The following is a 20,772-nucleotide window of genomic DNA, read 5'->3' on the forward strand; positions in this document are numbered from 1 at the left end:
CGATGCGGTTGTTTATTGCCGAAAAGCCGAGCCTGGCCCGCGCCATTGCCGATGTGCTGCCTAAACCGCATCGCAAAGGCGACGGCTTCATCGAATGCGGTAACGGGCAGGTGGTCACCTGGTGTATTGGTCACCTGCTTGAGCAGGCGCAGCCGGATGTCTACGACAGCCGCTATGCCCGCTGGAACCTGAACGATCTGCCCATCGTGCCGGAAAAATGGCGCCTGCAGCCCCGGCCTTCGGTCACCAAACAGCTCAACGTGATCAAGCGCTTCCTGCATGAAGCGGCTGAAATCGTGCATGCGGGTGACCCGGACAGGGAAGGGCAGCTCCTGGTCGATGAAGTGCTGGACTACCTGGAGCTGGCGCCGGAAAAGCGCCAGCAGGTGCAGCGCTGTTTAATTAACGACCTCAACCCGCAGGCCGTCGAGCGGGCAATCTCGCGCCTGCGCGCCAACAGCGAGTTTATTCCACTGTGCGTCTCGGCTTTAGCCCGCGCCCGCGCCGACTGGCTGTACGGTATCAATATGACTCGCGCCTACACCATCCTCGGGCGCAACGCGGGCTATCAGGGCGTGCTCTCCGTGGGCCGCGTGCAGACGCCGGTGCTGGGGCTGGTGGTTCGCCGTGATGAAGAGATTGAAAACTTCGTCGCCAAAGATTTCTTTGAAGTGAAAGCGCATATCGTCACCCCAAAAGACGAGCGCTTTACCGCCGTCTGGCAGCCGAGCGACGCCTGCGAGTCATACCAGGATGAAGAGGGGCGTCTGCTCCATCGTCCGCTGGCGGATCACGTGGTTAACCGCATTACCGGGCAGCCCGCTATCGTCACCAGCTATAACGATAAACGGGAATCAGAACCCGCGCCGCTGCCATTTTCGCTCTCTGCACTTCAGATTGAGGCGGCCAAAAAGTTTGGCCTGAGCGCGCAGAACGTACTGGATATCTGCCAAAAGCTCTACGAAACCCATAAGCTCATCACCTATCCGCGTTCGGACAGCCGCTATCTGCCGGAAGAACACTTTGCCGGACGCCACTCGGTGATGAACGCCATCGGCGTGCATGCGCCGGATCTGCTCCCGCAGCCGGCGGTCAACCCGGACACCCATAACCGCTGCTGGGATGATAAAAAGGTGGATGCCCACCACGCGATTATCCCGACGGCGCGTGCCAGCAGCGTCAATCTGACCGAGAACGAAGCGAAGGTGTACAACCTGGTCGCTCGTCAGTACCTGATGCAGTTCTGCCCGGACGCGGTGTTCCGTAAATGCGTCATTGAGCTTGAGATTGCCAAAGGCAAGTTTGTCGCCAAAGCGCGTTTCCTTGCGGAAGCGGGCTGGCGCACGCTGCTCGGTAACAAAGAGCGCGACGAGGAGAATGACGGCACGCCGCTGCCGGTGGTCGCTAAAGATGACGAGCTGCTGTGCGAGAAGGGCGAAGTGGTTGAGCGTCAGACCCAGCCGCCGCGCCATTTCACCGACGCGACGCTGCTTTCCGCCATGACCGGGATCGCCCGTTTTGTGCAGGATAAAGATCTGAAGAAGATCCTCCGCGCCACCGACGGTTTGGGTACGGAAGCAACCCGCGCGGGGATTATCGAGCTGCTGTTTAAGCGTGGTTTTCTCGAGAAAAAAGGGCGCTATATCCATTCGACAGAGCCGGGCCGGGCACTGATTCACTCCTTGCCAGAGCTGGCCGCGAGGCCGGACATGACCGCGCACTGGGAGTCGGTGCTGACGCAGATCAGCGAGAAGCAGTGCCGCTATCAGGACTTTATGCAGCCGCTGGTCGGGACGCTTTACCAACTGATCGATCAGGCGCGCAGCACGCCGGTGAAAACGTTCAGAGGGATGGTTGCACCCGGTGGTGGCGCGAAGAAAACGTTTAAAAAGAAAAAGAGCGCGGCAGCCTCTTAAACCGTAGGCCGGGTAAGGCGCAGCCGACACCCGGCGAAAAGCAGCTCTGCGGCCTTAAAAAAGCCCGGTGGCGCTAACGCTTACCGGGCCTACAAGGGCGAGAATGCAGCGAAAGCTTAAATCACGCCCTGCCCAATCATCGCATCCGCCACCTTCACGAACCCGGCAATATTCGCCCCGCGCACGTAGTTGGTTTGCGATGCTTCACCGCCGTACTCCACGCAGGCATGGTGAATATCCAGCATGATGTGGTGCAGGCGCGCATCCACTTTCTCCGCCTTCCAGCCGAGGCGCGCGGCGTTTTGCGCCATCTCGAGGCCGGAGGTCGCCACGCCGCCCGCGTTAGCGGCCTCGCCCGGCGCAAACAGCACGCCCGCTTCCAGGAACAGGTCCGTCGCGTCGATGGTGGTCGGCATATTCGCCCCTTCAGCTACGGCTTTCACGCCGTTGCTAATCAATGTACGCGCGGCTTCAACATCCAACTCGTTCTGCGTTGCGCACGGCAGGGCGATATCCACCCGCACGCCCCACGGCTGTTTCCCTTCCAGGTAGGTCAGGCCAAACTCTCGGGCATAATCCGCCACGCGACCGTCGCGGCTGGCTTTGATTTCACACAGGCGCGCCAGTTTCTCTGCTGTGAAGCCCGCTTCATCCACCACCGTGCCGCTGGAGTCAGAGGCGGTTACCACGCGAGCGCCAAACTGCATCGCTTTCTCAATAGCGTACTGCGCCACGTTACCGGAGCCGGACACCGCGACGCGCATCCCTTCAAAACCTAAGCCGTGACGCTTGAGCATGGCTTCGGTGAAGTAAACCAGGCCGTATCCGGTCGCTTCCGGGCGGATCAGACTCCCGCCAAACGACAGCCCCTTGCCGGTAAAGACGCAGGCGCTGTTATTAGAGAGTTTTTTCATCATCCCGGCCATAAAGCCCACTTCACGTCCACCGACGCCGATATCACCGGCAGGAACGTCGGTGTCAGGACCAAGATGACGATACAGTTCGGTCATTAGCGCCTGGCAGAAGCGCATCACTTCGCCTTCGCTTTTGCCTTTCGGATCGAAATCGCTGCCGCCTTTCCCGCCGCCCATCGGAAGCGTGGTGAGGGCGTTTTTAAAGGTCTGCTCGAAGCCGAGGAACTTCAGAATCGACAGGTTTACGGACGGGTGGAAGCGCATGCCGCCCTTAAACGGGCCAATGGCGGAGTTAAACTGTACGCGCCACGCACGATTGACTTGCACCTGATTGCGATCGTCAACCCATGTCACGCGGAACTGGATCACGCGTTCTGGCTCGACAAGGCGTTCAAGCAGAGACATCTGACGGTAGCGCGGATTTTGTTCAAGGAAGGGCCACAGCGTGGTCATTACTTCACGAACGGCCTGCGCGAACTCGCTTTGGTGCGGGTCGCGCTGCTGAACATGGGCAAGGAAACTTTCCAGAGTGCGTGTCTGATCCATAGATATAAGAACCTCTTATAGTAATTTATGTGTGTTGCTTATGCGATTTGTGTTGTTTTTTTGACTATACCACCCGTACCGCTTTGTGAGGCAAGCAGAAATGTGTGCCGAAAGGGAAATTCATGAGAGAGGGCGGGTCATAACCAAAAGCGATGGCGAGATAAATTAAAGGTTCTGCTCAGGTTTACCGTTATAGTCAATATCAGGACACATACAGGAAGACAAGTCGATGAACCGTTACGTGATGACCGCGTTATGTTTGATGTTTACCGCTGGCGCTCAGGCTGACCGCATTCGCCCGGATGTGGAAGTGAACGTGCCGCCAGAGGTTTTTAGCTCCAGCGGCCAGCGCGCGCAGCCGTGCAATCAGTGCTGCATCTATCAGGATCAAAACTATTCTGAAGGGGCGGTGGTTAAAGCGGACGGTGTTTTACTGCAGTGCCAGCGTGATGAACGCACCATTAGCACGAATCCGCTGGTCTGGCGTCGCGTAAAATAATAAAGGCCTCCAGCAGCGGAATATCCGCCGGGGCTAAGTCGTAGGCGAACGCCTCTTCCGGTGTACACCACACCAGCGCGCTGTGGTAGTGCGCCGTGAGCTCTCCACTGAAGACGGGAACATGCCAGGCGTGCAGGTTGATTAATCGCTGCGACACTTCGCGCTGGTGGCTTGCCACGTAGTGCGCAGGCTGAGCCTCAATACCCAACTCTTCACGCAGTTCGCGGATCAGCGCCTCGGGCTGGGTTTCACCGGCTTCGACTTTCCCGCCTGCAAATTCCCACATTCCCGGCTGGTCGGCGTGGGCAGGGAGCTGCGCCAGTAAAATGTTGTCGTCTTTTTCGATGATGGCGGCAACGACATCGAGTGTTTTCAGCATGGTCGTCAATAATTGTTAGCAAAAAAAGACATATTATCGTGCTCTTTCTCAGAGTCCAGCTATCAGGAGAATCAGGTGAAAAAGACCACCACCTGGGTTGCCCCCATCGAATCCCTTCCCGCCAGCCTTAAGCCGATTGCCGCCATGCAGAAAAAAAATTTTGGCGCGGTGCTTAATCCCACTCGCTGGTGGGGACGGATGCCGCGTCTGTTCTGGCTGGTGGCGCTGTTCGTCGGTTATCTGGAGCGCCGCAAGGCACCTCTTTCCCCGGTGCTGCGTTCACTGCTGATGACACGCGTGTCGCAGCTGTGTCACTGCGCATTTTGTATTGATGCCAACAGCCTGCGGCTTGCCGAGCGGGCGGGCGCGCTGGATAAAGTTCAGGCGGTGAGCCACTGGCGTGAAAGCGATGTATTCAGCGACGAGGAGTGCGCTGCGCTGGCGTATGCCGAAGCCGTCAGCGCCACGCCGCCTCAGGTGGATGACGTGGTCAAAGCGCAGTTGAAGCGCCACTTTACAGACGACGCGATTACCGAAATGACGGCGTTGATTGCGTTTCAAAACCTCTCGGCACGTTTCAATGCCGCGCTCGACATTCCTGCTCAGGGGCTGTGCGCTACCTTTAAAGAGAAACCCCATGCTTGATAAACACCTGCATCCTCGCCTGAAACCTCTCCTTAACCAGCTCGTGGCCGTGCTGGATAAATCCTTTATTACCCCTGATGGCCTGACGTTAACGGGATTTGCCGTCGGCGTGCTGGCGCTGCCGTTTCTGGCGCTCGGCTGGTATTTTGCTGCGCTGGTCGCCATCGTATTCAACCGCCTGCTGGATGGTCTGGACGGTGCGCTGGCGCGCCGCAGGGGATTAACCGATGCGGGAGGGTTTCTGGATATCGCGCTCGATTTTCTGTTTTACGCGCTGGTCCCGTTTGGCTTTGCCCTGGCTGCGCCCGCCGAGAATGCGCTGGCCGCCGCCTGGCTGTTGTTCGCGTTTATCGGCACCGGCAGCAGTTTTCTGGCGTTTGCGGCGCTGGCGGCGAAACACGATATCGACAACCCCGGCTATGCGCACAAGTCGTTTTATTACATCGGTGGGCTAACGGAAGGGACGGAAACCATCGCGCTGTTCGTACTGTGCTGCCTGTTTCCGGCGCACTTTACGCTGTTTGCGTGGATATTCGGCGCGTTGTGCTGGCTGACCACCACAACGCGCATCTGGAGCGGCTATGTGACGCTGAAGTCACTCAACGCTTAGAGGGTACTCTCAGGCCCGCGTTTGCCGGTAGAGACCGGATTTTGCGGATGACTGCTCCATTCGTACCAGCCGCCGTCATAGACGGCGACGTTCTTCCAGCCCATCGCGCGGGCGTACATAAAGCTTTCTGACGCCCGCCAGCCGGTGCCGCAGTAAAACGCGACGTGCTGCTCAGGCTGGATGTGCCAGGTCTTCCACATAGCGGCTATATCATCGGCGCTGCGCATGGTGCCATCCGGGTTATGGAAATCTTCCATGTGGGTCGCGTCGCTGCCCGCGTGACCCCAGCGCGCCCCGGCAATTTCACCTTTGGGCTTGATGTAGCTGTAGCCGCTGGTGTCACCGATAAACTCCGGCCACGAACGAATGCTGACCAGCGAGGCATCCTGACGATGCAGCATGCCGCGCGCCTGTTCCATATCCACCATCAGCTGCGGCTGGCCGGGGATCGGTGCACCGAAATCCGGGGCGGGCTTCACGTTTGCGGGCATACCGCGCTCAACCGGCAGGTTGGCCTCTGACCATGCTTTCCAGCCGCCGTCGAGAATGCGAACATCCTTCACGCCCGCATACAGCATGATTTGCGCCACGCGCGCGGCGGCGTAAACGTCACGGCCATACAGAATGACGGTGGTATCGTGACGGATCCCGTGCTTCGCCAGCATCGCTTGCAGCGCGTCGTCAGAAACCTTATTCCACAGCGGCTCGCTTTCCCCCTCGTTAGTGTCGATGTAACCCGCGCCGGGGATATGGTTCAGCAGGTAAAACTTCGGTGCGCCCCAGGCGGCTTCAATCACTTTCCAGTCGCCAGCCGGGGCGGCGGTGACCGGTTTGCCTTGTTGCAGCTGGTGGATCCACTGCGGGTAGACAAGTTGTTCAAAGTGCGGCAGGCGCTGCAGGCGGTCGGGCGTTTGCAGGGCATCGCTGAGAAGCGACACATGCGCGTATCCGGCCTTCTCCAGGCGGGCTTTAACGGCCTGGTTTTCGGCATCGCGACCGTAAAGGGCAATGGGCGTGGAGGGGGTAAGCTGATGCTGCTTTATCCACGCGCTAATCTGCTCGTCGCTCATGGCACTAAGCCAGGAGGCCGCCAGGTTGAGCGCGGCGGGTTCATGCCCGGAGGGGCCGCTGAGCGTTTGCGGCCAGCCGTTGTAAAACGCGCTGGGGCGGGTGTCGATGGCTTTGCCCTGTTGTGCCTGCAGTTCGGCCAGCGTAAGCGAAGAGGACATATCAGCCGCCACGGCGGAGAGTGAGGCGAGGCCGCAGAGCAGGGCCAGCGCGGTCAGTTGAGAAACACGTTTCATCGAATAACCTGACGTCAGTAAAAGAGGGGGGCATTGTCGTCTCTCCCGGATCTGAAAACATTGCGTTAGCACATTATTGCCAGCGAGAAATCTCGATCACCTTGCCACCGGGCGGAATGTCTTCCTCATCATGGGTGACCAGCACCGCTGGAATATTACGCGCACGAACGGCGTCAAACACCCAGGTTCGAAACGTCGTTCGTAACGCTTTATCGAGGCGGCTGAAAGGTTCATCCAGCAATAATGCCTGCGGCTCCGCAAGCAGGGCGCGCAGCAGGCTGACCCGGGCGCGTTCTCCGCCGGAAAGCGTAGCAGGGTCGCTGGCAGAGTAATTTTCCAGCCCGGCAGAACGTAGCGCCTGCTCAACGCGTTCTCGACGCGCCTCGCCTTTAATGCGGGAAGGCAGGGCGAGCATCAGGTTTTGCCCGACGCTGAAGTGGTCAAACAGCAGGGCGTCCTGAAAGAGGATCCCTAAACCACGCGTTTCCACGGGCAAGGTGTCACAGCGGCGTTCTTCAAGCCACAGTTCTCCCTGCGCCTTAAAATCAGAAGATAACGCCCCCACCATCCAGGAGAAAAGTGTCGATTTCCCGCTTCCGGACGGCCCCATCAGGGTCATTATCTCCCCGCGCGGTACACAAAAATTGACCTGCCGGAAAAGCGGTTCAATGGTGAGATTTTGCACCTTTAACATTATCGTAATCCTCGACGGTAGCGGCCTGCCAGTCTGGATAAGAGGGCGGCGGTGCCAAAAACGATGCCCGTCACTAACAGTAATCCCAGCGCGCGGGTAGCCAGGACTGGAAGACTTCCTCCGCTGCTGAGCGCCACGGTTTCAGTGGTCAGCGTGGCAAAACGCCCGGCACCCAGCCACAGTGTGGGCATGTATTGCGCCATGCTCACCGAAAACCCGGTGGCAAAAGCCAGTAACGCCGGGCGTACCAGCAGGGGGCATTTTAGCATCCAGAATATTTTCATCCGTCCCCAGCCACGCGTTCTGGCGGAGAGGAACAGTCGGGGATCCAGCTTTTGCCAGGCAGGTTGCAGCACCAGCAGCGTCCAGGGCAGCACCCACAGCAGGTGCCCCCAGAGCACGGCAGCGAACTGCCCGTCGATGCCCAGCGTGAGCGCAACGGCATATTGACCGGAGACAAGAGGTAGAGCGGGCAACGCGAGCGGCAGCCAGATCCACAGCGCGCGTCTTTTGGGCCCCCATTCGAGCCAGAGAAAACTCAGCCCAAGCGCCAGCACGCCAGAGAGCATCCCCAGCGTAAGGCTGGTGGTTAACGGGGACAGCGCGGCCGCTTCGGGACGCGCTAAACCGAGCAGCACGATGGCACAGAGGATCCCACATCCCGGTAGCCACCAGGCGAGCGACTTTTTCGGTACCGGCAGGGACGCGCGGCGCCTGACGCCGGAAAGGTTCGGCAAGGTGCGTCGCCAGGCTCTCCAGATGCCGAATCCCACGCCGGCCAGCAGCGCCAGAGTCAGGAGTAAGAGAAGGCAAACGAGCGTTCCCTGCGCCTGCTGCTGCGCATCGCCCTGGCTGAGCCACTGCCAGGCCAGCACCGCCAGCGTGGGGGGATTACCTGGCCCCAGAATAATGGCAACATCCACCACAGACAGCGACCAGGCCAGAACGGCCAGCATCACGGCCCCCAGCGCGGGGGCAATGGTCGGCAGGACCAGCCAGCACAGGCGCTGAAGGCGTCCGTAACCGAGGGTACGCAAAACCACATTCTTCTGCGCCAACTGCGCTTCAGGTAGCGCGGCATAGAGTGCCCACAGGACAAACGCGCTCCCTTTGACCGCGAGCGTCAGCCCCAGCCCGATGCCATAACGATCGAGTTGCCGTGAGCAGAAAGTGCAGACCTGATAAAACAGCCCTCCCTCGGCAAACAGGAGTAACGCGCTGGTCGCGAAAGCGACGTGGGGCACCGCCAGCATCCAGGGTAACTGCGTGCACAAGCGATGCCAGCGTTCGCCGGGCCACAGCAGCGTGATGAACCCCAGGGCAATCACCAGCGAACCCAGCGTTGCCAACAGCGTCGAGACCAGCGTGGCGGCAAACGCCTGCGGCAACTGGGGATCGTCGGCCAGTGCCTGCCAGCTATCGAGCGACAGCGCCGGGGTAAACAGCATAGCGACGGCAGGAAGCAGCGGGAGATAAATCACCGCCATTACCAGCCAGATCGCCGCGCTTAGCGGGTGCCGTAACGGCGAAGCCATTCCTGCTCCAGCGCGTTAACCCAGGCGGCGTGCGGTTCAGGAAGAACTGCCGGTAACGCTTCTGGCGTGTGGCTGCGAAGCCGCTTCGCCTCATCGGCGGGTAGCGTTCCCGCGTCCAGCACGCTCGGGTCACCCCACACGGCCGGGTCGGCTTTGCGGATCTGCGCCTGCGGTGAAAGCAGGAAGTTTGCCACCACTTTTGCCCCCGCACTGGCGCTGGCATTCGCCGGAATGGCGACAAAATGGACGTTACCGATTGTGCCGTTCTTAAACCCGAAGCTGTAGCTGTCGGCAGGCAGTTCACCGCTGGCGACCTTTTGCCGGGCATGCGCTGGGTTAAAGGTCATCGACAGAGTCAGGTTGCCGCTGGCGAGCAGGGCATCCATGCGCGCGGGCGAGGGCGGAAAATCTTGCCCTTTACGCCACAGTAGAGGATGCAGCGTGTCGAGGTAGCGCCACAGCGGCGCGGTAACCTGCTGGAAGGTATCATCCGGCGCTTTTTTTAGCGCGTCAGGCTGCGTGGTGAGCGTCAGAAGCAGCTGTTCCAGGAACGCCGTGCCGGTAAAGTCAGGCGGGCGCGGATAAGTGACATTGCCCGGATGCTGCTGCGCCCAGGCCAGCAATGCCTGAGGGGTATCTGGCGGCGCAGGCATGCTTGCTTTACGGGCGATAAAGGTCAGCTGCGCGCCGCCCCACGGCGATTCTGCTCCCTCGGTTGGTATGGCAAAATCCTCCGTAACCGGTTTACGCGTATCAACGTATCGCCAGTTCGGCAGCTGTTGCGCCCATTCGGTTTGGAGCAAACCCGCCTCTTTTAGGGTGCGGAAATTTTCTCCGTTAACCCAGAGTAAATCGACCGAGCCGTTGTGGTTTCGCCCTGCGGCATGTTCCGTCTGGATGCGTTTTACCGCATCGGCGGCATCCGCCAGACGAACAATTCTGAGGTCAATCGCGTAGTGCGTTTTCATTTCGCCGCTAACCCAGTCCAGGTAGCGGTTTACCGCCGGATCGCCACCCCAGGCATTAAACCAGACGGTCTGGCCTTTTGCCTGTTGTTGAAGGGATTGCCAGCTGTCTGCAGAAAAGGCTGGCGTCGCCAACAGCAGGCTTGTCAGAAACGCGCAAAAACGCACACAGCGCATAATGCCTCACTTTTTGAACGAAGAGGTGTAACGGGAAAAGAGCCAGCGGGTGGCCAGCGGGAATAACCCCAGTAGTGTAAAGGCGAACAGCACACCCGGCGACAAAATATCGCGCAGTGATGTCACTCTTCCTAGCTCGCGCCCGGCGTTGAGAAAGACAACCGTTGCAGGCAGCATGGCGGCCTGACTTACCCACCAGTAGCGACGCACCGTGATGCGGGTCAGCCCCATCAGCAAATTCACCAGGAAAAACGGAAACAGCGGCATCAGGCGAAGGGCAAAAAGGTACCCCGCGCCGTCACGCGCCATCCCGGCATTGACCGTTTTCATCTGTAGCGTAAAACGCCGTTGCACCCCGTCGCGAAGCAGATAACGGCTGGCGAGCATCGCCAGCGTGGCGCCGAGTGTGGATGCAAACGACACCAGCAGTACGCCTTCCCACAAGCTGAAAAGTGCACCACCCAGCAGCGTCAGGATGGCTGCGCCAGGGATCGACAGGGCGCTTACCACGACATAGATAACAAAATAGGTGAGCGCACTTCGCAGGGGGGCATGTTCGACCTGCGTGAGCAACGCCTGCTGGTGCGTTTTTATCACGTCGAGGGATAGCGTACCCGGTGGCAGGAGGATGAACGCCAGCGCAAAGGCGCCCAGAAGGGCGCACAGGAAAAGTGTTTTTTGAATGTTCACACAGGGTTACAGCTTGAATTTCGCCCACACCGGCGCGTGGTCAGACGGTTTTTCCATGCTACGGATATCGTAGTCAATACCGGTTTCGATGCAGCGTTCTGCCAGCGGGGAGCTGGCCAGCAGCAGGTCGATGCGCAGGCCGCGGTTGTCATCAAAGCCTTTTGAGCGATAGTCAAACCACGAGAAGCGATCCTGCGTCTCCGGGTTGGCGGTACGGAAGGTATCCACCAGGCCCCAGTCCAGCAGGCGCTGCATCCACTCGCGCTCTTCCGGCAGGAAGGAACATTTGCCGGTACGCAGCCAGCGTTTGCGGCTGTCTTCACCAATGCCAATATCCAGGTCGGTCGGGCTGATGTTCACATCACCCATAATCAGCACCGGGTTGTCTTTGTTCAGTTCGGTGGTCAGATAGTCCTGCAGATCCTGATAAAACTTGGCTTTGGCCGGGAATTTGGTCGGATGGTCGCGGCTTTCGCCCTGGGGAAAGTAACCATTGATCACGGTGATGTTCCCCAGCGGGGAAGGCAGCTCCGCCATGATGATGCGGCGCTGTGCTTCTTCGTCATCGCCGGGAAAACCACGGCGCTCAGAAACGGGCGTCTCTTTGGTCAACAGCGCAACGCCGTAATGGCCTTTCTGCCCATGATAAAAGACGTTGTAACCGAGTTTCGCCACCTCTTCGAGGGGGAACATGTCGTCGTGAACCTTGGTCTCCTGCAGGCCGATCACATCTGGCTGATGTTGCTCAACAATGGCTTCAAGCTGATGAGGGCGGGCGCGCAGGCCGTTGATATTAAAAGAGACAAATTTCATAGTCGCTGCCAGTGCAAGGTGAATAGTGCATGGATGGTAGCAGAAATTGTGTCGTCTGTTATCCGCTTCGCCCAATTACTGCGACAGATAATGCCAACGGTGCAATTTTTGCACCATTCTGACGCACCTTGCCCCCAAACAGAGCGTAAATGGTCAATAAATTTCGCGAGCGATCACAATTCCAGAATTATATTTGGCCTGTGCATACTCTTTCTGATTTTCATGCGGCAAAGCGCCGCTTGTCGTAAAAATATTCACTTTTTATGCATTAACAGTGAATAACTCCATATCGTAACCTGTTGATATTCTGTCTTGCTATCCCGTTTATGCATTTTTATCGCTGGCTGGCACGAAGCGTGCAATCTACATTCACAGTGCAAATACCCAATTATTTAACATTCAAATAACTTTTTATTTACCGGATGAGGTCGCTATGTCTCTGTCAATTACGCGTGAAAATTTCGATGAATGGATGATGCCGGTTTACGCTCCGGCGGCTTTTATTCCGGTACGTGGGGAAGGCTCGCGCCTGTGGGATCAGCAGGGCAAAGAGTACATCGACTTTGCGGGGGGGATTGCGGTGAATGCGCTGGGCCATGCGCACCCGGCGCTGCGTCAGGCGCTGAACGACCAGGCGGCGAAGTTCTGGCATACCGGTAACGGCTTTACCAACGAGCCTGCGCTGCGCCTGGCAAAAAAACTGATCGACGCGACCTTTGCCGAAAAAGTGTTTTTCTGTAACTCGGGGGCGGAAGCCAACGAAGCGGCGCTGAAGCTGGCGCGTAAATATGCCCACGACAAGTTTGGCACGCACAAGAGCGGGATTGTGGCGTTTAAAAATGCCTTCCACGGCCGCACGCTGTTTACCGTCAGCGCAGGCGGTCAGCCTTCTTACTCTCAGGACTTTGCGCCGCTGCCACCGGATATCCGTCACGCCATCTATAACGATCTGCAGTCCGCCAGCGAGCTGATTGACGACACAACCTGTGCGGTGATCGTCGAGCCGATGCAGGGCGAGGGTGGCGTACTTCCGGCGCAAAAAGCCTTCCTGCAGGGGCTGCGCGAGCTGTGCGATCGTCACAATGCGGTGCTGATTTTCGACGAAGTGCAGACCGGCGTGGGCCGCACCGGTGAGCTGTATGCCTATATGCACTATGGCGTTACCCCGGACGTGCTCTCAACCGCCAAAGCGCTGGGCGGCGGCTTCCCGATTGGGGCTATGCTGACCACCGATAAATTTGCCAGCGTGATGACCGTTGGCACCCATGGCACCACCTACGGCGGTAACCCGCTGGCTACCGCCGTCGCCGGGCAGGTGCTCGACATCATTAATACCCCTGAGGTGCTGAAAGGCGTTAAGCAGCGTCACGACTGGTTTGTTGAGCGCCTGAATGCCATCAACAGCAAAATGGGGCTGTTTAAAGAAATTCGCGGTCTGGGGTTGTTAATCGGCTGTGAACTCACGCCGGAGTTTGCCGGAAAAGCTAAACTTATTTCACAGGAAGCGGCAAAAGTGGGCGTGATGGTGCTGATAGCCGGTGCCAACGTGGTGCGGTTTGCCCCTGCGCTGATCGTCAGCGAAGAAGAGGTGAGAACCGGCTTAGACCGTTTTGCGCTGGCCTGTGAACAGGTGAAATCCGGGGTGTCATCATGATGGTCATCCGTCCCGTTGAGCGCGGCGATCTCGCCGGGCTTATGCAGCTTGCCGGTAAGACGGGAGGCGGGCTGACCTCGCTTCCCGCCGATGAAAAAACGCTGTCGGCGCGCATTGAGCGCGCCCTGCACACCTGGCAGGGGACGTTGCCAAAAAGCGAACAGGGCTATGTGTTCGTGCTGGAAGAGACCGACACGGGCACCGTGGCCGGGATCTGCGCCATTGAAGTGGCCGTCGGGCTTAACGATCCGTGGTACAACTACCGCGTCGGTACCATGGTTCACGCCTCGAAAGAGCTGAACGTCTATAACGCGCTGCCCACGCTGTTTCTCTGTAATGACCACACGGGTGCCAGCGAGCTGTGCACGCTGTTCCTCGATCCGGCGTGGCGCAAAGAGGGCAACGGCTATCTGCTCTCCAAATCGCGCTTTATGTTTATGGCCGCCTTTCGCGATCGCTTTAACGAAAAAGTGGTTGCCGAGATGCGCGGCGTGATTGATGAGACAGGCTACTCGCCGTTCTGGGAGAGCCTGGGCGAGCGCTTCTTCTCGATGGAGTTCAGCCGGGCAGACTATCTCTGCGGCACGGGCCAGAAAGCCTTTATTGCCGAACTGATGCCGAAACATCCTATCTATACCCATTTCCTCACCCCGGAAGCGCAGGCAGTGATCGGCGAAGTGCATCCGCAGACCGCGCCCGCCCGCGCGGTGCTCGAGAAAGAGGGGTTCCGCTACCGCAACTATGTCGACATCTTCGACGGCGGCCCAACGCTTGAGTGTGACATTGACCGCGTGCGCGCCATTCGTAAAAGCCGTCTGGTGACGGTCTCCGAAGGACAACCCGCGCCGGGCGAATGGCCAGCCTGTCTGGTCTCCAACGAAAACTACAATAATTTCCGCGCCATGCTGGTACGTACTGACCCTAAATGTGAGCGTCTGGTACTGACGGCGGCGCAGCTGGATGCATTGAAATGTAACGCGGGCGACTCGGTTCGCCTGGTGCGTCTCTGCCCTGAGGAGAAAACAGCATGACTTTATGGATTAACGGTGACTGGGTAACGGGTGAAGGCGACCTGCGGGTAAAAACCAATCCGGTCGGCCAGGCGGTGCTCTGGAAAGGAAATGATGCCAGTGCCGGGCAGGTAGAACAGGCGGGCCAGGCTGCTCGCCGCGCGTTTCCGGCATGGGCAAAACAGCCCTTCTCCGTGCGCCAGGCGATTGTGGAAAAATTTGCCGGGCTGCTGGAGGCGAATAAGGCCGAACTGACGCGCATCATTGCGTCCGAAACCAGTAAACCGCGCTGGGAAGCGACCACCGAAGTGACGGCGATGATCAACAAAATCGCCATTTCGATCAAGGCGTACCACACCCGCACCGGCGAACAGCATACCGAGATGCCGGACGGCGCGGCCACGCTGCGCCACCGGCCACATGGCGTGCTGGCGGTATTTGGCCCGTACACCCTCCCGGGGCATCTGCCGAACGGCCACATTGTGCCCGCGCTGCTGGCGGGCAATACCGTTATTTTCAAACCGAGCGAGCTCACGCCATTAACAGGCGAGGCGGTGGTGAAGCTGTGGGAACAGGCCGGTCTGCCGCCGGGCGTGCTGAACCTGGTGCAGGGCGGGCGCGAAACCGGTCAGGCGCTGAGTGCGCTGAGCGATATCGACGGCCTGCTGTTTACCGGCAGCGCCGGAACGGGCTATCAGCTGCACCGCCAGCTGGCAGGGCAGCCGGAGAAAATTCTGGCACTGGAAATGGGCGGCAACAACCCGCTGATTGTCGAAGATCCTGATGATATCGACGCCGCGGTGCACCTGACGATTCAGTCCGCCTTCATTACCGCCGGACAGCGCTGTACCTGTGCCCGCCGCCTGTTGGTCAAGCGTGGCGCGCAGGGGGATGCCTTCCTGAAGCGTCTGGTAGAGGTGAGCGCGCGTCTGGTGCCTGCCGCGTGGGATGCCGACCCGCAGCCATTTATTGGCGGGCTTATTTCCGAACAGGCCGCGCTGAACGTGCTGAAAGCCTGGCAGGACCACGTCGCGCGCGGCGCGAAAACCCTGCTGGAGCCGAAGCAGGTTCAGCCTGGTACCTCGCTGCTGACGCCGGGCATTATTGAGATGAGCGGCGCGAGCAACGTGCCGGATGAAGAGGTCTTTGGCCCGCTGCTGTGTGTCTGGCGCTATGACGATTTTGATGCGGCCATTGCGATGGCGAATAACACCCGCTACGGCCTGTCAAGCGGGCTGATTTCACCGCATCGCGAGAAGTTTGATCAGCTGCTGCTTGAAGCGCGCGCCGGGATTGTGAACTGGAACAAACCGCTGACCGGGGCGGCAAGTACCGCCCCGTTCGGCGGCGTGGGCGCGTCGGGCAACCATCGCGCCAGCGCGTGGTATGCCGCCGATTACTGCGCGTGGCCGATGGCGAGTCTGGAAACTCCAGCGCTGACGCTGCCGGAGACGCTCAATCCGGGGCTGGATTTTACCGGAGGGGATCGCCATGAAAGCGCGTGAGGTTAACTTTGACGGGCTGGTGGGGCTGACGCACCACTATGCCGGTCTCTCATTCGGGAATGAAGCCTCGACGAAGCACCGTTTTCAGGTCTCCAACCCGAAGCTGGCGGCGAAGCAGGGGCTGCTAAAAATGAAGGCGCTGGCGGATGCCGGTTTCCCGCAGGCGGTCATCCCGCCGCAGGAGCGCCCGAACGTGGCTGTCCTTCGCCAGCTCGGCTTTAGCGGTACTGATGAGCAGGTGGTAGAAAAAGCGGGGACGCAAACGCCGCACCTGCTCTCTGCCGCGAGTTCCGCGTCGTCAATGTGGGTGGCAAACGCGGCGACCGTCGCGCCGTCAGCCGACACGCTGGATGGCAAAGTCCATCTGACCGTGGCGAACCTGAATAACAAATTCCACCGCGCCACCGAAGCGGAAACCACCGAGCGCGTGCTGCGCGCCATATTCCAGAATGACGCCCGTTTCGAGGTGCATCAGGCCCTGCCGCAGGTGGCGATGTTTGGCGACGAAGGGGCAGCCAACCACAACCGGCTGGGCGGTGATTATGGCGATCCTGCCGTGCAGCTGTTTATCTACGGGCGGGAAGAGGGCGGTCACAACGCGCCCACGCGCTATCCTGCACGCCAGACGCTGGCGGCGAGCCAGGCGGTTGCCCGGCTGAACCAGGTCAATCCGTCACAGGCGATCTTTGCCCAGCAAAATCCGCAGGTGATCGACCAGGGCGTATTCCATAATGACGTGATTGCTGTCTCCAACCGTCAAGTGTTGTTCTGCCATGAACAGGCGTTTGCGCATCAGGAGAGGCTGCTCGCCACGCTGCATGAGCATGTACCCGGTTTTACGCCGATTCAGGTGCCCACACAGGCGGTGAGCGTGCAGGATGCGGTAGAAACCTACCTCTTCAACAGCCAACTGCTGAGCCGTGACGATGGCAGCATGATGCTGGTGCTGCCGCAGGAGTCCCGTAATCATCAGGGCGTGTGGCGTTATTTGAGCGAACTGGTGAACGCGGATAACCCGATTGATGAACTGCGCGTCTTTGATCTGCGTGAAAGCATGGCCAACGGCGGCGGGCCAGCCTGTTTACGTCTGCGCGTGGTGTTAACTCAGGACGAAATGCAGGCGGTAAACCCGGCGGTGATGATGAACGATACGCTCTTTGCGCGGCTGAACGACTGGGTCGATCGTTACTATCGGGATCGCTTGACCCAGGCCGATCTGGTTGACCCGCAGCTTCTGCGTGAAGGGCGCGAGGCGCTGGATGCGTTATCGACAATCCTGCAGCTGGGATCGGTTTATCCGTTCCAGCGCTAAGGGGCTGATATGGAAAATTTACTGGCGCTGACGCTGGCAGACGAAACGCCCGAACAGACTGAGGGCGATGGCCCCTCATTCCACTGGCGCTGGCTGGGACGGGGTGTACTTGAACTGACGCCGTTTGCGCAAAGCGACATATCGCTTCTGCTGTCGAGCGGTATTCACGGCAACGAAACTGCACCCGTTGAGATTGTCGACCTGCTGCTGCGCGCGTTGTACCGTGGAGAGATTACGCTCGCGTGTCGCGTGCTGGTGGTGTTTGGCAATCCGCCAGCGCTGGCGCAAAACAAACGTTACCTGGTGAGTGATATCAACCGGATGTTTGGGGGCCGCTGGTCGCAGTTCCCCCAAAGCGATGAAACGGCGCGCGCGCAGTGGCTGGAGAGCGTAGTGACGACGTTTTTTGTCACCGCGGGGGGAACGCGCTGGCACCTCGACCTGCATACGGCTATCCGTGCCTCTTATCATGTGCGTTTTGGGGTACTGCCGCAGCGCAGTCAGCCCTGGGATGAAACCTTTCTGAGCTGGCTGGGGGATGCGGGGCTGGAAGCCCTGGTCTTCCATCAGCCGCCGGGCGGCACGTTCACCCATTTTACGTGTGAAAACTTCGCCGCGCCGGCCTGCACGCTGGAGCTGGGAAAAGCGCTGCCTTTCGGGGAGAACGATCTGACGCGCTTTGCTCCGACGCACTCTGCGCTTCGGGCGCTGCTCGGCGGCACCGCCCCGGAACATGCGCACGAGCCCGTCGTGCGTTATCGGGTCGTGCAGCAGATCACCCGTCGCAGCGATGCCTTCCTTCTCCATATGGCGGCCCACACGCTGAACTTCACGCCGTTCCGTCAAGGGGCACTCCTGGCAGAAGACGGTGACGAGCGATACGAGGTGCAGAGAGCCACAGAGTATGTTTTATTCCCCAATCCGTCGGTGGCGTTTGGTCTGCGAGCCGGACTGATGCTGGAAAAATTAGCCTGATAATTTCCCCTCTTGAAGTAAGAGGGGAAATTATTTTCTTAGCAATGAAGGCGGTTATATCTCTTTTGCAGAATATTCCTGGGTAATTGCTTTATTAATAAACGCCACTTCGTTATACTTCTACATAATCTCTTTAAAATCAGTATATTGAATATTTATGTTTCACCTCTCCATGTTTTATCCTTAATTCCTCCACATTTGGCGAAAAATTGTTTTTTACACTTTCATTGTTTTACCGTTGCTCTGACTAATTGACGATAAACCCCGTAAAGTGAATATCGTCAACACGGCATAGCGCCGAAGAATAACTGAAAGTAAGGAAATACATTATGCGTAAGTTAACTGCACTGTTTGTTGCCTCTACCCTGGCTCTGGGCGCTACCAGCATGGCGTTCGCCGCAGATACCGCCACCACGACCGCCGCGCCAACTGAAGGCAAAATGATGATGCATCATAAAGGCAAGCCGGGTATGCACCATGAGATGATGATGTTTAAAGACCTGAATCTGACCGACGCGCAGAAACAGCAGGTTCGCGACATCATGAAAAGCCAGCGTGACCAGATGAAACGTCCTCCGCTGGAAGAGCGCCGCGCGATGCATGACATCATTGCCAGCGACAGCTTCGATAAAGCGAAAGCGGAAGCGCAGATCGACAAAATGGCCGAGCAGCATAAAGCCCGCATGCTTGCCCACATGGAAACCCAGAATAAGATCTACAACATTCTGACCCCGGAACAGAAAAAACAGTTTAATGCCAATTTTGAGAAGCGTCTGACAGAACGTCCGGCGCCAGAAGGTAAAATGCCAGCACCAACCGAATAATCGGTTCACCCTCTTAAGACCGCCGGGATCCTGTTCACATAAGCAAAAACGCTGTGGACAGGACCGGCGGTTTTTTCTTTCTGCCCACCTCTTGCCTGCCGCCGCCAGCGCGGTATTCTCCTGTAGTCGCGTCAGAGATTTACTAAGGTTTGCCCACTCTGCTGCCGATAATACGTCTGTAGATTTCCAACGATAATAAACAAGACAGCAATGACAGCAATGTCGTTGCCCTGGCGCAGGTTGCGCCCCTCAGGAGTGGTGATGGAGTTCTTTGATATCCGTAAGATGCCGGTCAGTCTCTGGCGTAATGGCGCTGGCGAAACACGCGAAATATGTTGTTTTCCTCCCGCGACGCGTGATTTTTACTGGCGCGCCAGCATTGCCTCTATTGCCAGCAATGGCGAGTTCTCGTCGTTTCCCGGCGTCGATCGGGTGATCACCCTGCTGGAAGGGGGAGAGGTCACGCTGGATGCCGGTCAGGCATTTTTCCATACCCTGAAACATCACCAGCCCTACAGTTTTGCCGGCGATCTGCCGGTGAAAGCACTGCTAACGGATGGGCAGATGTCGATGGATTTTAATATTATGACCCGGCGGGATTGCTGCCAGGCGAAGGTTCGTGTCGCGGATCGGACCTTCACCACCTATGGCTCCCGCGGTGGCGTGGTATTTGTGTTAAGCGGGGCATGGCAGCTTGGCGAAAAATTGCTGACGGCGGATCAGGGGGCCAGCTGGGAGGAGGGCACGCATACCCTCCGGCTGCTGGAATCGACAGGAACGCTGTTGTTCAGTGAAATTACGTGGCTGCCAGGTCATTAAGCGAAATGATTTCGTACTTGCCGGTTAGCACGGGTTTACAGAGTATTTTGTAGCCGTCGTGGTCGAATCCGGCGGGGGTACGCAGCAGGGTTGCGGCGTCTTGCAACGTATCAACGGCGCCCAGCCAAAGCCAGTTGTGGACGATGTGATATTGCGTCATCAATTCACCCACTTCCTTCAGGGCAACGGCACCCTCCCATGGCCAGCATTTGACGCTGATGGCCCCCAGCCCGGCGAGCAGTCGGGCATTATGTTCCTCGACGCTCTCTTTCCCACAACAGGCACCCGCGCAGCGTTTCAGCGCCGAGCGGAAACAGGCGCGACCGCGCGTGGTGCCTTCTAATCCTAAAAGGCTGTAGCAAAGCTGTAAATCGTCGGCGAGCGCCTGCAAAGCCTGCAGTGCCGCGCGTTTATTGGCGAACAGGCCATAGAGGTTCGGCTCATGAGAAAAATCAACCTCACGGGCGTACACAACATGTGGTTTGCCGTTGCTGATCTGCAAGGAACAGAGCTGGCGATTGCGCCGAAGTCGCTTATTGAACAGCGGCTGCTGCTCTTTTATCAATCGGGCTTCCAGCAATAGCGCGCCCATTTCACCCGCAGTCGGAAACCAGGTGATGCGTCTCGACTGGCGGAGCATCGCGGCTTCGTCCGGCGTGCGCAGATGGGATAATACCCGGCTGCGAATATTCACGCTTTTACCGATATAGAGCGGAAGGGTGTCGCTTTCGCCGTGAAAGATGTACACACCCGGCTGTTTTGGCAACGCTTCAAGCCAGGGGCGAAGATGTTCGGGATATTCATAAATAGCCGCCGCTTCAAACTCAAGACGCGGGGCAGATTGACGCCTGCTCACATACTGCTCCATATACTGTTCAGGTATACAGTGTAGCAGGTGTGTTGTGGTTAAAAAAGAGCCGGGTGGCCTGATGCCCTCACCCCAACCAGGACGTGCAGCCTGATGCCCTCACCCCGACCCTCTCCCA

At 58.4% G+C, this 20,772-nt stretch carries 20 protein-coding genes; 11 read left to right on the top strand and 9 right to left on the bottom strand.

Going from position 1 to position 20,772, the window contains the following annotated elements; all coding sequences use genetic code 11:
- Nucleotides 1–2 precede the first annotated feature (2 nt).
- Complete coding sequence (locus ENTMO_RS0110005; protein WP_010430094.1) at nucleotides 3–1,916, top strand: DNA topoisomerase III; 1,914 nt, start codon at nucleotides 3–5, stop codon at nucleotides 1,914–1,916.
- Between the two features lie 116 nt (nucleotides 1,917–2,032).
- Here the strand turns inward: ENTMO_RS0110005 and gdhA are convergent, their stop codons facing one another.
- Nucleotides 2,033–3,376 carry an NADP-specific glutamate dehydrogenase gene (gdhA, locus tag ENTMO_RS0110010; RefSeq protein ID WP_010430096.1) on the bottom strand — a complete coding sequence of 448 codons (1,344 nt, stop codon included), beginning with the start codon at nucleotides 3,374–3,376 and terminating at the stop codon, nucleotides 2,033–2,035.
- 229 nt (nucleotides 3,377–3,605) lie between these two features.
- On the opposite strand from gdhA, the gene ENTMO_RS0110015 reads away from it, so the two are divergent.
- Nucleotides 3,606–3,875 carry a YnjH family protein gene (locus tag ENTMO_RS0110015; protein WP_010430098.1) on the top strand — a complete coding sequence of 90 codons (270 nt, stop codon included), beginning with the start codon at nucleotides 3,606–3,608 and terminating at the stop codon, nucleotides 3,873–3,875.
- Here the strand turns inward: ENTMO_RS0110015 and ENTMO_RS0110020 are convergent.
- Nucleotides 3,838–4,254, bottom strand: a complete 417-nt coding sequence (locus ENTMO_RS0110020; protein WP_010430101.1) for a pyrimidine (deoxy)nucleoside triphosphate diphosphatase — start codon at nucleotides 4,252–4,254, stop codon at nucleotides 3,838–3,840. The two genes, ENTMO_RS0110015 and ENTMO_RS0110020, sit on opposite strands and share 38 nt — an antisense overlap.
- Before the next feature lie 75 nt (nucleotides 4,255–4,329).
- Between ENTMO_RS0110020 and ENTMO_RS0110025 the strand changes: the two genes are divergently transcribed.
- Nucleotides 4,330–4,899 (top strand): carboxymuconolactone decarboxylase family protein, encoded by a 570-nt coding sequence (locus ENTMO_RS0110025; protein ID WP_010430102.1) that lies wholly within the window; start codon nucleotides 4,330–4,332, stop codon nucleotides 4,897–4,899.
- Complete coding sequence (locus ENTMO_RS0110030; protein ID WP_010430104.1) at nucleotides 4,892–5,509, top strand: CDP-alcohol phosphatidyltransferase family protein; 618 nt, start codon at nucleotides 4,892–4,894, stop codon at nucleotides 5,507–5,509. The genes ENTMO_RS0110025 and ENTMO_RS0110030 overlap by 8 nt, the downstream gene beginning before the upstream one ends.
- On the opposite strand, the gene ENTMO_RS0110035 is transcribed toward ENTMO_RS0110030, so the two are convergent.
- The 6 genes from ENTMO_RS0110035 to xthA all read right to left on the bottom strand — a co-directional run bounded on the left by ENTMO_RS0110035 (nucleotide 5,506) and on the right by xthA (nucleotide 11,687).
- On the bottom strand, nucleotides 5,506–6,813 hold the full coding sequence (locus ENTMO_RS0110035; RefSeq protein ID WP_010430105.1) for a rhodanese-like domain-containing protein: 1,308 nt from the start codon (nucleotides 6,811–6,813) through the stop codon (nucleotides 5,506–5,508). The genes ENTMO_RS0110030 and ENTMO_RS0110035 overlap by 4 nt on opposite strands.
- A 73-nt stretch (nucleotides 6,814–6,886) precedes the next feature.
- Entirely contained in the window at nucleotides 6,887–7,507 is a 621-nt protein-coding gene (locus ENTMO_RS0110040; RefSeq protein WP_010430108.1) for an ATP-binding cassette domain-containing protein, read from the bottom strand.
- Nucleotides 7,507–9,042, bottom strand: a complete 1,536-nt coding sequence (locus tag ENTMO_RS0110045; RefSeq protein ID WP_010430110.1) for an ABC transporter permease family protein — start codon at nucleotides 9,040–9,042, stop codon at nucleotides 7,507–7,509. Before ENTMO_RS0110045 ends, ENTMO_RS0110040 begins: the two co-directional genes overlap by 1 nt.
- Nucleotides 9,015–10,175 carry an ABC transporter substrate-binding protein gene (locus ENTMO_RS0110050; RefSeq protein WP_029485044.1) on the bottom strand — a complete coding sequence of 387 codons (1,161 nt, stop codon included), beginning with the start codon at nucleotides 10,173–10,175 and terminating at the stop codon, nucleotides 9,015–9,017. The genes ENTMO_RS0110045 and ENTMO_RS0110050 overlap by 28 nt, the downstream gene beginning before the upstream one ends.
- Before the next feature lie 15 nt (nucleotides 10,176–10,190).
- Complete coding sequence (locus ENTMO_RS0110055; RefSeq protein ID WP_010430115.1) at nucleotides 10,191–10,874, bottom strand: TVP38/TMEM64 family protein; 684 nt, start codon at nucleotides 10,872–10,874, stop codon at nucleotides 10,191–10,193.
- Between the two features lie 6 nt (nucleotides 10,875–10,880).
- Complete coding sequence (gene xthA / locus ENTMO_RS0110060) at nucleotides 10,881–11,687, bottom strand: exodeoxyribonuclease III (protein WP_010430117.1); 807 nt, start codon at nucleotides 11,685–11,687, stop codon at nucleotides 10,881–10,883.
- Between the two features lie 433 nt (nucleotides 11,688–12,120).
- Between xthA and astC the strand changes: the two genes are divergently transcribed.
- The 7 genes from astC (at nucleotide 12,121) to ves (ending at nucleotide 19,786) form a co-directional block, all read left to right on the top strand.
- On the top strand, nucleotides 12,121–13,341 hold the full coding sequence (gene astC, locus ENTMO_RS0110065; protein WP_010430119.1) for a succinylornithine/acetylornithine transaminase: 1,221 nt from the start codon (nucleotides 12,121–12,123) through the stop codon (nucleotides 13,339–13,341).
- Nucleotides 13,338–14,372: an arginine N-succinyltransferase gene (gene astA, locus ENTMO_RS0110070; RefSeq protein ID WP_010430122.1), complete on the top strand. Its 1,035-nt coding sequence runs from the start codon at nucleotides 13,338–13,340 to the stop codon at nucleotides 14,370–14,372. The genes astC and astA overlap by 4 nt, the downstream gene beginning before the upstream one ends.
- Complete coding sequence (gene astD / locus ENTMO_RS0110075; protein ID WP_010430124.1) at nucleotides 14,369–15,856, top strand: succinylglutamate-semialdehyde dehydrogenase; 1,488 nt, start codon at nucleotides 14,369–14,371, stop codon at nucleotides 15,854–15,856. The genes astA and astD overlap by 4 nt, the downstream gene beginning before the upstream one ends.
- A complete protein-coding gene (gene astB, locus ENTMO_RS0110080; RefSeq protein ID WP_010430127.1) occupies nucleotides 15,843–17,168 on the top strand; it encodes an N-succinylarginine dihydrolase in 1,326 nt (441 codons plus the stop codon). The genes astD and astB overlap by 14 nt, the downstream gene beginning before the upstream one ends.
- 9 nt (nucleotides 17,169–17,177) lie before the next feature.
- Nucleotides 17,178–18,143 (top strand): succinylglutamate desuccinylase, encoded by a 966-nt coding sequence (gene astE, locus ENTMO_RS0110085; RefSeq protein WP_010430130.1) that lies wholly within the window; start codon nucleotides 17,178–17,180, stop codon nucleotides 18,141–18,143.
- A 329-nt stretch (nucleotides 18,144–18,472) separates the two neighbouring features.
- The gene (spy, locus tag ENTMO_RS0110090) at nucleotides 18,473–18,967 is read left to right on the top strand and encodes an ATP-independent periplasmic protein-refolding chaperone Spy (RefSeq protein ID WP_010430133.1); all 495 of its coding nucleotides are present in this window, start codon (nucleotides 18,473–18,475) and stop codon (nucleotides 18,965–18,967) included.
- A 261-nt stretch (nucleotides 18,968–19,228) separates the two neighbouring features.
- Nucleotides 19,229–19,786, top strand: a complete 558-nt coding sequence (gene ves, locus ENTMO_RS0110095; protein ID WP_010430135.1) for an environmental stress-induced protein Ves — start codon at nucleotides 19,229–19,231, stop codon at nucleotides 19,784–19,786.
- Here the strand turns inward: ves and cho are convergent.
- Nucleotides 19,764–20,642 carry an excinuclease Cho gene (cho, locus tag ENTMO_RS0110100; protein ID WP_029485045.1) on the bottom strand — a complete coding sequence of 293 codons (879 nt, stop codon included), beginning with the start codon at nucleotides 20,640–20,642 and terminating at the stop codon, nucleotides 19,764–19,766. The genes ves and cho overlap by 23 nt on opposite strands.
- Between the last annotated feature and the right edge of the window lie 130 nt (nucleotides 20,643–20,772).

Source organism: Enterobacter mori LMG 25706 (genome assembly GCF_000211415.1).
GTDB lineage: Bacteria > Pseudomonadota > Gammaproteobacteria > Enterobacterales > Enterobacteriaceae > Enterobacter > Enterobacter mori.

Coding starts and splice junctions, on each gene's coding strand:
- ENTMO_RS0110005 (WP_010430094.1), top strand. CDS start 3: ATGCGGTTGTTTATTGCCGAAAAGCCGAGCCTGGCCCGCGCCATTGCC.
- gdhA (WP_010430096.1), bottom strand. CDS start 3,376: ATGGATCAGACACGCACTCTGGAAAGTTTCCTTGCCCATGTTCAGCAG.
- ENTMO_RS0110015 (WP_010430098.1), top strand. CDS start 3,606: ATGAACCGTTACGTGATGACCGCGTTATGTTTGATGTTTACCGCTGGC.
- ENTMO_RS0110020 (WP_010430101.1), bottom strand. CDS start 4,254: ATGCTGAAAACACTCGATGTCGTTGCCGCCATCATCGAAAAAGACGAC.
- ENTMO_RS0110030 (WP_010430104.1), top strand. CDS start 4,892: ATGCTTGATAAACACCTGCATCCTCGCCTGAAACCTCTCCTTAACCAG.
- ENTMO_RS0110035 (WP_010430105.1), bottom strand. CDS start 6,813: ATGAAACGTGTTTCTCAACTGACCGCGCTGGCCCTGCTCTGCGGCCTC.
- ENTMO_RS0110040 (WP_010430108.1), bottom strand. CDS start 7,507: ATGTTAAAGGTGCAAAATCTCACCATTGAACCGCTTTTCCGGCAGGTC.
- ENTMO_RS0110045 (WP_010430110.1), bottom strand. CDS start 9,042: ATGGCTTCGCCGTTACGGCACCCGCTAAGCGCGGCGATCTGGCTGGTA.
- xthA (WP_010430117.1), bottom strand. CDS start 11,687: ATGAAATTTGTCTCTTTTAATATCAACGGCCTGCGCGCCCGCCCTCAT.
- astC (WP_010430119.1), top strand. CDS start 12,121: ATGTCTCTGTCAATTACGCGTGAAAATTTCGATGAATGGATGATGCCG.
- astA (WP_010430122.1), top strand. CDS start 13,338: ATGATGGTCATCCGTCCCGTTGAGCGCGGCGATCTCGCCGGGCTTATG.
- astD (WP_010430124.1), top strand. CDS start 14,369: ATGACTTTATGGATTAACGGTGACTGGGTAACGGGTGAAGGCGACCTG.
- astB (WP_010430127.1), top strand. CDS start 15,843: ATGAAAGCGCGTGAGGTTAACTTTGACGGGCTGGTGGGGCTGACGCAC.
- astE (WP_010430130.1), top strand. CDS start 17,178: ATGGAAAATTTACTGGCGCTGACGCTGGCAGACGAAACGCCCGAACAG.
- spy (WP_010430133.1), top strand. CDS start 18,473: ATGCGTAAGTTAACTGCACTGTTTGTTGCCTCTACCCTGGCTCTGGGC.
- ves (WP_010430135.1), top strand. CDS start 19,229: ATGGAGTTCTTTGATATCCGTAAGATGCCGGTCAGTCTCTGGCGTAAT.